The sequence below is a fragment of the Longimicrobium sp. genome (assembly GCF_036399255.1).
GTDB lineage: Bacteria > Gemmatimonadota > Gemmatimonadetes > Longimicrobiales > Longimicrobiaceae > Longimicrobium.
In genome coordinates, this window is the sequence record NZ_DASWNM010000081.1 from 16813 (window position 1) to 29819 (window position 13007).

Annotated in this window: 10 protein-coding genes; 7 read left to right on the forward strand and 3 right to left on the reverse strand. The window is 71.2% G+C overall.

From position 1 onward, the window contains the following. Window positions 1–49: 49 nt before the first annotated feature. Both VGC13_RS13970 and VGC13_RS13975 read right to left on the reverse strand, forming a co-directional pair. A complete protein-coding gene (locus tag VGC13_RS13970) occupies window positions 50–2443 on the reverse strand; it encodes a xanthine dehydrogenase family protein molybdopterin-binding subunit (RefSeq protein WP_331125873.1) in 2394 nt (797 codons plus the stop codon). Between the two features lie 229 nt (window positions 2444–2672). Further along, complete coding sequence (locus tag VGC13_RS13975; protein WP_331125874.1) at window positions 2673–3191, reverse strand: (2Fe-2S)-binding protein; 519 nt, start codon at window positions 3189–3191, stop codon at window positions 2673–2675. A gap of 255 nt (window positions 3192–3446) precedes the next feature. On the opposite strand from VGC13_RS13975, the gene VGC13_RS13980 reads away from it, so the two are divergent. Continuing rightward, window positions 3447–4109, forward strand: a complete 663-nt coding sequence (locus VGC13_RS13980) for a hypothetical protein (protein ID WP_331125875.1) — start codon at window positions 3447–3449, stop codon at window positions 4107–4109. Here VGC13_RS13980 and VGC13_RS13985 read toward each other — a convergent pair. Next, a complete protein-coding gene (locus tag VGC13_RS13985) occupies window positions 4048–5511 on the reverse strand; it encodes an erythromycin esterase family protein (RefSeq protein WP_331125876.1) in 1464 nt (487 codons plus the stop codon). The genes VGC13_RS13980 and VGC13_RS13985 overlap by 62 nt on opposite strands. A 167-nt stretch (window positions 5512–5678) precedes the next feature. On the opposite strand from VGC13_RS13985, the gene VGC13_RS13990 reads away from it, so the two are divergent. From VGC13_RS13990 to VGC13_RS14015, 6 genes are all read left to right on the forward strand, one after another. Next, complete coding sequence (locus VGC13_RS13990; protein WP_331125877.1) at window positions 5679–6359, forward strand: HAD-IA family hydrolase; 681 nt, start codon at window positions 5679–5681, stop codon at window positions 6357–6359. Further along, window positions 6356–7108: a class I SAM-dependent methyltransferase gene (locus VGC13_RS13995; RefSeq protein WP_331125878.1), complete on the forward strand. Its 753-nt coding sequence runs from the start codon at window positions 6356–6358 to the stop codon at window positions 7106–7108. Before VGC13_RS13990 ends, VGC13_RS13995 begins: the two co-directional genes overlap by 4 nt. Before the next feature lie 303 nt (window positions 7109–7411). Continuing rightward, window positions 7412–8317 carry a diacylglycerol/lipid kinase family protein gene (locus tag VGC13_RS14000; protein ID WP_331125879.1) on the forward strand — a complete coding sequence of 302 codons (906 nt, stop codon included), beginning with the start codon at window positions 7412–7414 and terminating at the stop codon, window positions 8315–8317. Between the two features lie 493 nt (window positions 8318–8810). Then, entirely contained in the window at window positions 8811–10160 is a 1350-nt protein-coding gene (locus VGC13_RS14005; protein ID WP_331125880.1) for an amidohydrolase family protein, read from the forward strand. Window positions 10161–10360: 200 nt separating this feature from the next. Further along, the gene (locus VGC13_RS14010; protein WP_331125881.1) at window positions 10361–10729 is read left to right on the forward strand and encodes a hypothetical protein; all 369 of its coding nucleotides are present in this window, start codon (window positions 10361–10363) and stop codon (window positions 10727–10729) included. A 520-nt stretch (window positions 10730–11249) separates the two neighbouring features. After that, window positions 11250–12671, forward strand: a complete 1422-nt coding sequence (locus VGC13_RS14015; RefSeq protein ID WP_331125882.1) for an amidohydrolase family protein — start codon at window positions 11250–11252, stop codon at window positions 12669–12671. The last annotated feature ends 336 nt before the right edge of the window (window positions 12672–13007 follow it).

Genomic DNA, 13007 nt, shown 5'->3' on the forward strand with positions numbered 1-13007 from the left:
AGTTGTTGCAGCGAATTCATTCGCCCCTCCAGCCCCTGCGGTCCGCTCCTCAATCCGCCGCCACCGCCTCCGCGCGGCCGCCCAGGTCCGCGTGGGGGGCGCGCGTGGCCGGCTCGGCGTCGCGCAGAAGCTCCCACAGGCGGCTGGGGCTCAGGGGGATCTCGCGGATCTCCAGCGCCAGGTGCGGCAGCGCGTCCTCCACGGCCTGCGCGAAGCAGGCGCCCGTGGGAATGCAGCCGGCCTCGCCCACGCCCTTGAGGCCCAGCGGGTTCAGCGGCGCGGCGGTCTCGCGGTGCGCCATCTCCACCCTGGGCACGTCCATCGCCGTGGGGAGCAGGTAGTCCATGAAGCTGGCGTTCTGCAGCTGCCCGCTCTCGTCGTAGATCAGCTGCTCGTAAAAGGCGTTGCCGATGCCGTGCGCCACGCCGCCCTGCACCTGGCCCGCCACGATCACCGGGTTGATCAGCTTGCCGCAGTCGTGCACCACGATGTAGCGAAGGATCTTCACCATCGCCGTCTCGGCATCCACCTCGACCACCATCGCGTGCACGCCGCTGGCCGTGCTGCCGTGGTCCGGGCCAAAGTAGGCGGTGGCCTCCAGCCCCGGCTCCGTTCCCGGCACCACCGCGCCGCGCATGGGGTTGGCGTGCCCCGCCAGCTCCCCCAGCCCCATCATCCGCGACGGTTCGTCCCGCACGCGCACGGCGCCGTCCGCCAGCTCCACCTGGTCGGGCTGGGCGCCCAGGACGCGCGCGCCGGTCTCGATCACCTTCTTGCGCACCGCCTGCGCCGCCTCGTGGCACGCGCTTCCCGCCACCACCGCGCCGCGGCTGGCGAACGTCCCCGTTCCCCAGCCAAACTCGCGCGTGTCGCCCGTCACCACGTGCACCCGCTCCACATCCACGTCCAGCACGTCGGCCACGATCTGCGCGAACGCGGTGTAGTGCCCCTGGCCCTGCGTTCCCAGCCCGGTCGCCACGCGCACCTGGCCGCTGGGCTCGATGGTGACGCGCGCGCCCTCGTACGGCCCGATCCCCGTCCCCTCCACGTAGCTGACGACGCCCAGGCCGATGTGCCGGCCCTCCGCGCGCGCCTGCGCCTGCTCGGCGCGAAAGGTGTCGCGGCCCACGATGTCCAGCGCCGCCTCGAGCGCGGGGGCGTAGTTGCCGCTGTCGTAGTAGAGCGGGGCGAAGTCCTGGAACAGGATCTGGAAGGTGTGCGGAAACTCGTCCTTGCGCAGGTAGTTGCGGCGGCGGATCTCGGACGGGTCCAGCCCCAGCTCGCGCGCGGCGATGTCCAGCAGCCGCTCCATCACGAACACCCCGTGCTGCCGCCCCGCGCCCCGCACCGGCGTCACCGTCGTGCGGTTGGTGAAGACCGCGCGGAACTCGCTGTGGTACGCGGGCACGTCGTACGGGCCCAGCAGCGTGCACTGGCTGTTGATGGGCACGGTAAGGCCGTACGGATCGTACGCGCCCGTGTCGTGAAAGAAGAAGTCGCGGATGCCCAGGATCTTTCCGTCCGCCGCGAAGGCGATCTCGGCGTCGTGGATCTGCGAGCGCTCCTGCGTGGTGGCGAAGAAGTTCTCCTGCCGGTCCTCCGTCCACTTTACGGGCCGCCCCAGCCGCAGGGTGATCCAGGGGATCAGCACTTCTTCCGGGTAGAACATCATGATCTTGGGCCCGAACCCGCCGCCCACGAACGGCGCCACCACGCGAACGCGCGACTCCAGCAGCCCCAGCATCCGCGCCAGTCCGTTGCGGATGGGGATGGGGGCCTGCGTGGTGTCCCAGATGGTCAGCTCTTCGGCGCGCGGGTCCCAGCGGGCGGCCACGCAGCGGTTCTCCATGGCGGCCGCCGCGCCGCGGTCGTAGTGAAAGCGCCGGTTGATGACCAGGTGCGCATCCGTCTTCGCCGCGTCGTAGTCGCCGTGCCGCTGGACGACGTGCGCGGCCAGGTTGGTGCCCAGCTGGGGGTGGATGACGGGTGCGTCGTCCGCCAGCGCGCGCTCGAGATCGACGACCGGGTCCAGCGGCTCGTAGTCGACCACCACGTCCGTCAGCGCGTCCTCGGCGACGTAGCGGCTTTCGGCGACCACCATCACCACCGGCTCGCCCACGTGGCGCACGCGGTCCTTTGCCAGCGGCACCTGCGACGCCTGGTTGAAGACGATGCCGTCGATGGGCGGCGGCGGGACCAGCAGCGGCCCCGGCTGCCAGTAGTCGCCCAGGTCCTCGGCGGTGATGACCGCGACGACGCCCTCGCGCGCCAGCGCCGCGGAGACGTCGATGCCGCGGATAAGGGCGTGCGCGTGGTCGCTGCGCACGAACGCCGCGTGCAGCATTCCCGGAAGCTGCACGTCGTCCACGAACAGCGCCTGCCCGGTGAGCAGCCGCTTGTCCTCGTTCCTGACGGGCGATGTGCCGACGTACGACTTGCTCACGGGATGGGAGTGCGAAAGTGCGTTAGTGCGTTAGTGCGTTAGTGCGTTAGTGCGTCGTGGCCGGGGCCCGTGTCATGGCGATTGAGATCGCGGCTGGAAAACGCGATGTCCGCCTTCGCGGACGGGCCTGGAGCGTTCGTCCGTGCGCGGAGCGCCCATGGGGTTGAAGCCCCGCCGGGCGAGCTCCGCGAGCCCAGGGCGGGGCTTGTGGCCCTTCCAGCCGCGGGCTTTAGCCCGTGGCGTTGGCGGCCCCCGTCGCATCGCCCGCGTCCACGCCCCCCATCCTCTCCGCCGCCAGCGCGACGGCCTCGACGATGTTCTGGTAGCCGGTGCAGCGGCACAGGTTTCCGGACAGCGCCTCGCGGATCTGCGGCTCGTCGGGGCGCGGGTTGTCGCGGAGAAAGGGGATCATCGACATCAGGATCCCCGGCGTGCAGAAGCCGCACTGCAGGCCGTGCGCATCCCTGAACGCCTCCTGCAGCGGATGCAGCGTGCCCGCGGAGTCCAGCCCCTCGACCGTGACCAGCGCGGCGCCGTCCGCCTGCACGGCGAACACCAGGCACGAGCGCACCGCCTCGCCGTCCATCAGCACGGTGCACGCGCCGCAGACGCCGTGCTCGCACCCCACGTGCGTGCCCGTGAGGCCCAGCTCGCCGCGAAGAAAGTCGCTCAGCAGCAGGCGCGGCTCCACCGCGCGCCGGTGCGGGGCGCCGTTTACGGAAAGGGAAACGTCCACGGGCTGCGCCAAGGGGTGCCGCTCCCGCCGGGGTGAGTTGCGATAAGAATCCCCCGCGGCCGCCGCGGTGAGGCGGGTGCGGCGCCGTTCATGGGGAGATGAGGCCTGCAAACAAACAGATAGGATGCGCGCGGCGGGCTCGCAAGTGCGCGCGTGCGGGGGATGCGGACGCGCGTCCCGAAATTTTCGTTGCGCGGGCGTGGCGGGGGCGGCATGTTGGGGCTGCGGCGTCCGCCGCCTCGATCCCCCGCTCCCGCAGGTCCATCGATGGCATTCACCTTCCGCTTCCTGCTTTCCGCCGCCGCCGTGCTGTGCCTGGCGCACGGCGCGCCCGCCGCCGCGCAACCCGGCCAGGACCCGCCGTATCCGCCGCTCGCGGGCGCGGACGCCGAGGCCATCCGCGCCGTCGTGCGCGAGTACCAGCAGGCCGCCAGCCGGCGGGACGGGGCCGCCACCTCGCGGCTGGTAACCCGCGACACGCGCGGCTACTACGCCCGTATGCGCGACCTGGCCGTCTATGCGCCGGAGGGGGCGGTGCGCGCCATGCCGCTGATGGATCGCGTGATGGTGCTGATGTACCGCCATCGCGTACCGGCGGACGAGCTGCGCGCGATGGTCGCCGACTCGGCGTTCGCCTACACCATCGACAGCGGCTGGGTGTCGGGCGACCTGGGCGACGACGTGGCGTCGCAGGGCGAGATCTATGGCGAAGGCGACCTGGCCATCCTGCGGCTGGCGGGAGAAGACATCCATTTTCTTCGCGAGGACGGCGCCTGGCGCTGGGACATGGTGCCCATGCTCCAGGCCGCAAGCGCGGAGTTTGCGCCGGACCCGGATTCGGGGATGACGGAGGACGAGTTCCTGATGTTCATCCTGCGGTACTCCAACGGCACCGAGCCCTCGCCGGATATCTGGCGGCCGCTTCCGTAGACGCCGCGGACGGAACACGGGCGAGGCCGGAGGACGTGCGTCCTCCGGCCTCGTCTTTTCCGGTCCCGGCCCGCCGCCGCGCGGAGCGGCCGGCGGCTATCGGTCGGTCAGGGTGTTGGGGGTCATCTCGCGGGTGTAGAACATCCCGTCCAGCACCCGGGGCCAGTCGCCGCGCAGGTAGGTGTAGTGGAACGGCCGCGCCACCGCGTCGCGCAGCCACTCCCCGCCCGGGCCGGCGTCGCGGAAGTCCATGAAGGCGTACTCCATCCCCAGCTGGTCCAGGTGCGCCTCCAGCGATTCCGGCACCGGCGCGGCCAGCGGCTGCGGCAGCGTGGCGTCCCCAGCTTCCCCGCGCGGCCGTAAAGCCCAGGGCGTACATGTCGTCGCCGATCGCGGCATGCACCTGCTCGCCCAGGCGCCGCAGCCCGGGGCTCCCCTGCACCCGGCCGTCCAGGGAGGCCAGCGCCGGCAGGTTGCGGGCGATGTGGGTGGTGGCGGCCCAGACGATGACCTTGCGCCCGCGGTAGTGCTCGTTCGCCAGCCACAGCAGGTTCCGCGACATCTGGTCCTCGCGGATGATGTCGACCGGCAGCGAGGCCCCGCCCTCCTCCGGCCCCGTCCAGGCCATCCGCGCGGCGGCGCCCAGGTTCTCCAGGACCTGCGCCCACCACAGCGACCGCCGGTCGCCGGCCGCGGAGGCGTGCGTCCGCAGCGTGGAGAGGATGCGCAGCAGCGTCTCCTGCTCCTGCGTGGACGGCTTGTCGATCCTGCCGCGCCCGGTGGCCACGTCGCGCAGCGTCGCCATCGCCGGCGCCCACGCGGGGTCGTTCACCACCGGCGAGCCGATGCCGCGGGCGAGCTGGGCCAGGTGCACGGCCAGCGAGTCGCGCGCGACGGCCCCGGTAAGGGGCACGTCGAAGCCGGCGATCTCCAGCGGGCGCCCGGTGCCCAGCGTGCCGGCCGCATAGGCCAGCGTGGGGCGCACCTCCGTGCTTCCGCCCCACACGCCGTACAGGCCGCGCCGGCCGGCCGCGTGCACGTCCGCGCCGGCCACGGTCTGCGCCCAGCTGCGGTCCATGTCGTAGATGCCGCTCTCCCAGGCCAGCACGTCGAACCCCATCTCCCGGTGCAGAAACGCGATCAGCCGCGCCTTGGCCAGAAAGGTGGCGCCGTCGCCGTGCGACTGCTCGCCCAGCATCACCACCCGCGCGTCGCTGATGGCGTCGCGCAGCGGCTCCAGGTCGCGGAAGTTCTGGTCGGCCACGGAGATGGAGCGCACGAGGTGCGCGTTCTGCTCCACCCACTCCAGCGGCGTCGTGGGGACGGGGCGGCTCCCGGCGGGGGAGTCGCACGCGGCCAGGAGCACGCAGGCGGCCAGCAAGGGGCAAACGGCGCGGTGCATGGGATGCCTTTCCGGCGAGGGAGGAGACGCGGCGATGCTGCACAACGCGTGTTCCCGTGCGCTTGTGACGCGGCACCGGTGCGCGGGGCGCCGCGCCCGCGTACGTTGTGTGTTCGCCCGGGCGACGCGCGCCCGCGGGCGGCTTCTTCAGTGGACAGGACGCACGCATGACGCCGAAGGCGGTTCTCTTCGACGCCGGAAACACGCTGGTGTGGCTGGACCACCCGTTCATCGTGCAGCTGCTGCGCGAGCACGGGGTGGAGACCAGCATGGAGCAGCTGATGGAGGCCGAGTACGGCGCCAAGCTGCTGATGGACGAGCTGGTGCGCGGCGGCAACGGCGGCGACGACGCGTCCCGCGCCCGCATCTTCTTCGCCGAGATCTTCACGCGGGTGGGCGTGGCGCGGGACGCGTTCGCCCCGCTGTCGCAGCGCCTGTTCGCGCGCCACGCCGAGAGCAACCTGTGGAGCGCCGTCCGCGACCGCACCGCCGAGACGCTGGACGAGCTGCGCCGCCGCGGCTACCGGCTGGGCGTCATCAGCAACGCGGACGGGCGGGTGGAGGGGCTGCTGGAGATGGTGGGGCTGCGTCCGCACTTCGAGCTCGTCGTCGACTCGGGCGTGGTGGGCGTGGAGAAGCCCGATCCGCGTATCTTTCACCTGGCGCTGGAGCGGATGGGCGTCGCGCCGGCGGAGGCCGTGTACGTGGGCGACATCTACGAGATCGACGTGGTGGGCGCCCGCCAGGCCGGGATGCGCCCCATCCTCATCGACCCGCTGTGGAAGTGGGACGACAAGGACTGCGAGCGCATCCGCGGCATCCACGACCTGCTGGACGTGCTGCCGTGACCAACCGCGGCTGGTGGGACGGCTACTTCGACGAGACGTTCGTCGACATCTACCGCGACTTCCTGACGCCGGAGCGCACCGAGCGCGAGATCCAGGGGCTGCGCGAGATGGTGCCGCTGCCGCCGGACGCCGAGGTGCTGGACCTGGCCTGCGGCTGGGGCCGGCACTCGGTGGAGCTGGCCCGCAGCGGCCTCAAGGTCACCGGCCTGGACTGGTCCGAGACGCTGCTGGCCCGCGCACAGAAGCGGGCGGAGGCCGCGAAGGTGGCGGTCGACTTCGTCCGGGCCGACATGCGCGAGATCCCGTGGACGGGGCGCTTCGACGCCGTGCTCTCGCTGTACTCGTCACTCGGCTATTTCCTTTCGGACGAGGAGGACCTGCGCGTGCTGCGCGGCGCCCGCGACGCGCTGAAGCCCGGCGGGGTGTTCGTGATGGAAACCATGCACCGCGACCACATCGTGGGCGGCTTTACCGAGCGCGACTGGTGGGAGACGGCCGGCGGCGCCACGGTGTGGGTGGAGCGCGAGTTCGACGTGGTGGAGGGGGTGAGCCGCGAGTGGACGCGCTGGAGCAAGCGCGACAAGAAGGGCGAGAAGTACCACGAGCTGCGCATCCGCACCGCCACCGAGTGGAACGCCCTGCTGCGCCAGGCCGGCCTGGTGCCCATCGACTGGTGGGGCGACTGGCAGTTCGCGCCCTTCATCCACAGCAGCGAGGATTTGATCGTCGTCTGCGAGCGGCGGGATTGAGGTGAACGGGTGAACGGGGTGGCCCGTCCCGGAATCTGTCATTCTGAGGCCCAGCCACACCGGACCTTCTGTTCGATCCTCACGCCGCAGGGCCGAAGAATCTACTCTCGGCCGCCTGGAAGGCTGACGCGGCAGCTCCGCTCGATCCTGGCGGCCGCCCGGCTGCCCGACAAAGCCCGTGGCGGAGTGCGCCCGACAATCCCGGCGCTTCGAACGATCCCCTGCAGGCTGTCCCCTGTAACCTGTCCCCTGTAACCTATCCCCTCTCCCCTCCGGCCAGCCCTTTGCGAGGGCCCAGCCCCCATGCGCCCATCGCTTCTCATCTACAATCCCGCCGCCGGCCAGCGCTGGCGCCGCCCCGCGCCGCAGGACGTGGTGCGCGAGCTTGCGCGCAACGGGTGGAGCGCGGACCTGCACCTGACGCGCGGACAGGACCACGCCACCGAACTGGTGCGCACGCACCTGGCGCCGCACCACCAGGCCGTCTGGTCCGCCGGCGGAGACGGGACGCTGGGGCAGTGCGCCGCCGCGCTGGTGGACTCTCCGGTGCCGCTGGGCATCATCCCCGTCGGCACGGTGAACGTGATCGCGCGGGAGTGCGGCATCCCGTCGAACTGGCGCCGGGCGGTCGCGACCGTCGCGGATGCGGCGCAGCGGCGGACGTTCCGCACGTGGCGCGCGGGCGGACGTGCGGTGCTGCTGGGGGTGGGCGTGGGCTTCGACGCGCGGGCGATGGGGCGGGTGAGCGCGGGCGCCAAGGACGCGCTGGGGATGATCGCCATCGGCGCGCGGGGTGTGCGGGAGTGGGCCGCCTACGACTTTCCCACGCTGCGCGTGAGGGGGGAGGACGAGCACGGCCGCGCCATCAGCCTGGACGCCACGCAGGTGCTGGCGACGGTGCCGCGGCACTTTGCCGGGCAGCACGTGCTGGTGGCCGATGCCGATCCCGCGGACGCGTTCATCGACCTGGTGCTGTTCCGCGGCGCGTCGCGGGCGCGCCTGGCCGCGTTCTGGGTGGGCGTGGAGCTGCCCGGAACCGCCCAACTGCGCGTCCCGGGCGTGCAGACGCTGCGCGCGCGCCGCTTTTCCGTCGCCGCCGCGGACGGCCGCGCCGAGCCCACCCACGTCAACGGCGACGTGGTTGATTCCACCCCGCTCGACGTGGAGCCCTGGGGCACCGTCCAGATCCTCGCACCGAAACCAGGCTGATCCGACGTCTCGATCCGCCGCCCCGGCTGCATGTCCGGAGCGTTTACCCGTGGAAACGCCCCGGTGGATGTCGCGACGTTCATACCCTCTCCCGCTTGCGGGAGAGGGTGCGAGCCTGAGCGAGCGGGTGAGGGCCCTTGCCGGCGCAGACAGATCCCCGTCGCAGCTCGCCAGGCTTGCAATGGCGAATGAATTCGCTGCAACAACCACACGAAATCCGCCTTCGCGGATTGTCCGGGTTGAGAGATTCGGCAGGGTGGCGTGGGCGTCGCTGGATCGTTCGAAGTCTATATCCTCTTCGCTGGCGCGAGAGGGCGCGAGCGGGTGAGGGCTCCCGCCGGCGCAGGCCGATCCCTGCCATCACCAATCCATTCCCGATCCCACACGTCTCGTCCCACGTCTCTGGCGCATCGGCCCGATCCGATGCAGTATGGCTGCTAAATTTTTCGCTTCCACCCATCTCCAAGCATCCACCTGTCCCCAGGGTTCGCCGATGAAGCTCGCCCCGCTCTCCCGCATCGTCTTCGCCGCCGCGCTGCTGCTGGGCGCCGCCGTCCCCTCCACCGCATGCGCGCAGATCGGCGCGGACGAGGTGACGGCGTTCGAGAACGTGACCGTCATCCCCATGACCGACGAGCGCGCGCTCCCCGGCCACACCGTGGTGGTGCGGGGCGACCGCATCGTGGCGGTGGGGCCCAGCGGGTCCGTGGCCGTCCCCAACGGAGCGCGGCGCATCGACGCACGCGGCAAGTACCTTACGCCCGGGCTGGCCGAGATGCACGGCCACGTACCCCCACCCAGCGCGCCGGCGCAGCAGACCGAGGACGTGCTGTTCCTGTACCTGGCCAGCGGCATCACCACCGTGCGGGGAATGCTGGGCGCCGAGGGGCAGCTGGAGCTACGCCGCCGCACCAGCCGCGGCGAGCTGCTGGGGCCCACGCTGTACCTGGCCGGCCCCAGCTTCAACGGCAACTCCGTCAACAGCCCGGACGACGCCGTGCGGATGGTGCGCGAGCAGCGCGCGCAGGGGTGGGACCTGCTGAAGGTGCACCCCGGCCTGAACCGCGCGGAGTTCGACGCCATGGCGCGCACGGCCGCGCAGGAAGGCCTGCGCTTTGGCGGCCACGTGCCCGAGGACGTGGGGCTGATGCACGCCATCGCCATGGGGCAGGAGACCTTTGACCACGTGGACGGCTACGTGGAGTACGCGGCCGACGCGCAGGGCCGCATCGACCCGGCGAAGCTGGACTCGGCGGTGCGGGCCACGCGCGCGGCGGGCGCGGCGGTGGTGCCCACCATGGCGCTGTGGGAGGTGCTGTTCACCACCCTGCCGCTGGACTCGCTGCTGGCGTATCCCGAGCTTCGCTACGTGTCGCGGCAGTCCGTGCAGTCGTGGGTGAACGCATATAACCAGCGCCGCGCCTCCGCCGAGTTCAGTGATCCCGCTGCGAACCGGCGGCTGATCGAGGCACGCCAGCAGGCGCTGGCGGCGCTGCACCGCGGCGGCGCGCGCATCCTGATGGGCACGGACGCGCCGCAGCAGTTCAGCGTTCCCGGCTTTTCGCTTCACCGCGAGTTTCCCCGCATGCGCGCCGCGGGAATGACGCCGTACGACATCCTGGCCACCGGCACGCGCAACGTGGGCGAGTACTTTCAGCGCAACGACGCGTTCGGCACCATCGCCGTGGGCCGCCGCGCCGACCTGCTGCTGCTGGATGCCGACCCCCTGGCCGACGTCGCCAACCTGCAGCGCATCGCCGGCGTGATGGCGCGCGGCCGCTGGATTCCGGCGGACGAGATCCGGACGCGCCTGGAGGCCATCGCCGCGCGGAATCCACGGTGACGGCGGGTGCGTAAGTGCGTAAGTGCGTGAGTGCGTGAGTGCGGGGCGGCATCGCGGATGCCGCCCCGCTCTTCACGCGGCGCGACGCCGGAGTGGATGCGTGCAGGTTTTTGTATCTTTCCCGACGTTATTTGACGGATAAACGCGGGCGTTGTATCGTCATCCTCCCACACGACTCACCTGTTTCGTTGGAGGCTACGATGCGCCGCACCCGGTATCTTTTTCCCGTTGCCGCCGTTCTCGCGCTGGCGGGCTTTGGCCGCGCGACCCGGGCGGAGACGACGCTCACTGTCAACGGGGTGTACTGCAACAACAACGGCGGAGGCACGTTCGGGTGCTACGTGGACGTAAGCGGCGGAAGCGGCACCTACGTGAGCTATGCGCTCAGCTGGACGCAGCACCGGCTGGGCTACTGGTACGGCCCGTTCACCGCCAGCGGCTCGGGTCCCTACGTCTCGGGCAACTGCACCGTCGGCTGGACCCTGCAGGTCACCGCCACGGTCACGGACAGCCAGTCGGCGACCGCGACGGGGACGGGGACGCACATCTGCCGCAGCGCGGCGGACTGATTCGCCGCGGTGATGAGAGTGTGTTCAAGTTCCGAGTTCCGGACGCAAGCGCCTGACTTCCTGAGGGAGCGCACACGGAAAGCCCGGAAGGTACACGATCGGTTGCGCGCGACCGAAGGATCTACTCTCGGGCACGACGGGGCCAGATTCCGAGTTGCGATCCAGCCCATTCGTACTGCCGGCTAGATCCTTCGGTCGGCGCCAGGCTTCTTCGTAGCTGCGGGTCAGGCGCGGCGCCTCCCTCGGGAAGTCAACGCGGCCAGGCTGATCTTGAACACCCTCTGACGGATGATGGGCGGCGCGCACGAACTGCGCGCCGCTTTTCCGTTGCTGCGTGCGAATCCCTTAGCACCGCGCTCCCGGCCCCACGCCATTCGTCACGCGCCTGCACGCCTCGTCCCATCATCCCGGAATCCACACCGTACGCGTTCCGCGGATCCACACCCCGCGGTAGCGTTTCCGCATCCACGCGCCGTCGGACCGATGGCGCGACCCGTCTCTCCATCCGCAGGAAACGCGAATGCGATTCGCCACCGGGATCCTGATCGGCGCCCTTCTCACCCTGGCTCGCACGCCGGCCGCGGCGCAGGAGGCGGTGGCGATCACCAACGTGTCCGTGATCCCCATGGACCGCGAACGCGTGCTGGCGGACCAGACGGTGCTGGTGCGCGGCGGGCGCATCGTGGCGGTGGGGCCGGCGGCGAGCGTGCCGGTGCCGGCGGATGCGCGGCGGGTGGACGGGGCGGGGAAGTGGCTGATTCCCGGGCTGACCGACATGCACGCGCACCTGTTCAGCGACGGCCCGGTGCCGGACTCGGTGGCGGCGGACGAGCTGCGGATCATGCTGGCCAACGGTGTCACCACGGCGCGGCTGATGATCGGCACGCCGGAGCAGCTCCCGCTGCGGGCGCGCGTCGCCAGCGGCGAGATCCCCGGGCCGACACTCTTTCTCGCCAGCCCGCAGTTCGCCGGGCGGCGGTACGGTGAGCCGCACTTCAACGGCGTGGTGGTGGCCACGCCGGAGGAGGCGCGCGCCGCGGTGCGCCAGGTGGCGGACCAGGGGTACGACTTCATCAAGCTCACGCTGTTCATCTCGCTTCCCGTCTACGAGGCCATCGTGGACGAGGCGGCGCGGCGCGGCATCAAGGTGATCGGGCACGTGGACCCGCAGGTGGGACTGGCGCGCGCATTGGCCGCCGGGCAGCAGATCGAGCACCTGGCGATGTACTTCGAAGCCGCCCTGCGCGACGGCGCGCCGATGACGGGCTCCGTGAGCGACTACTTCATCTATCGCGCGGCCAACTGGGAGAGCGTGGACTGGCTGGATGACGCGAAGCTGGACTCGCTGGGCCGCGCCACCGCCGCCGCGGGGGTGTGGAGTACGCCCACGCTGACGTTCTTCAAGCTGGCGTTCGGCACGGGGCAGCCGGATTCGGTGATCCAGGCGCGGCTGGACTACGCGGTGCTCCCGGACTCGCTGCGCCGGCAGATGGTGGCGGGGCGCGACTACTACTGGCGCAACCCGCCGTCGGCGGCGCGGCGGGCGCGGTACGTGGAGGCGCGCAACCGGATCGTGCGCGCCATTCACCAGGCCGGCGGCCGCATCCTGGCCGGCAGCGACTCGCCCGAGCTGTTCCTGGTGTACGGCTGGAGCCTGCACCGCGAGCTGCAGAGCCTGGTCGAGGCCGGCCTGCCGCCGTACGCCGCGCTGGAGGCCGCCACGCGCAACCCCGCCGAGTGGCTGGGCACGCTTGCGGAAAGCGGCACGGTCGAGCCCGGCAAGCGCGCCGACCTGGTGCTGCTGGATGCCGATCCGCTGGCCGACATCCGCAACACGCAACGCATCGCCGGCGTGATGCGCGCCGGCCGCTGGCACCCCGCCCCCGAGCTGGCGCGGATGATCGACGAATCCGCCGCTCGCATCCGTGCCTCGCTGCCGTGATGCGCCGGGCGAGCCCGAGTCGTGGCGGTTGATGCTCGTTGCGATTCCAATCCGGTAACGAGCCGTCCGCCCGCTGGAGCGAATGAATTCGCCGCTGGAAAGTCGCGAAGTCCGCCTTCGCGGACTCGGCGGCCTGGCCTCTGCGGCGTCCCAAGCACCTGCGCGTCCGCAACACGGCGACCACCGAAGTCAGATCCGCAATGGGCATAAACCGCGACCTGGGAATTCACGAAGTCCGCTCCCGCGGACGGTGGCCGCCGCTTCCGCCCGCCGAGACGGCAGCAAAGCATCCCAACGTGAAGCCCCGCGCCGTTTGCGGGGCTTTCCGCCGTTGTT

Excerpts from the sequence above, each read along its gene's own strand:
- VGC13_RS14015 (WP_331125882.1), top strand. The coding sequence starts at position 11,250 with ATGCGATTCGCCACCGGGATCCTGATCGGCGCCCTTCTCACCCTGGCT.
- VGC13_RS14005 (WP_331125880.1), top strand. The coding sequence starts at position 8,811 with ATGAAGCTCGCCCCGCTCTCCCGCATCGTCTTCGCCGCCGCGCTGCTG.
- VGC13_RS14000 (WP_331125879.1), top strand. The coding sequence starts at position 7,412 with ATGCGCCCATCGCTTCTCATCTACAATCCCGCCGCCGGCCAGCGCTGG.
- VGC13_RS13985 (WP_331125876.1), bottom strand. The coding sequence starts at position 5,511 with ATGCACCGCGCCGTTTGCCCCTTGCTGGCCGCCTGCGTGCTCCTGGCC.
- VGC13_RS14010 (WP_331125881.1), top strand. The coding sequence starts at position 10,361 with ATGCGCCGCACCCGGTATCTTTTTCCCGTTGCCGCCGTTCTCGCGCTG.
- VGC13_RS13990 (WP_331125877.1), top strand. The coding sequence starts at position 5,679 with ATGACGCCGAAGGCGGTTCTCTTCGACGCCGGAAACACGCTGGTGTGG.
- VGC13_RS13980 (WP_331125875.1), top strand. The coding sequence starts at position 3,447 with ATGGCATTCACCTTCCGCTTCCTGCTTTCCGCCGCCGCCGTGCTGTGC.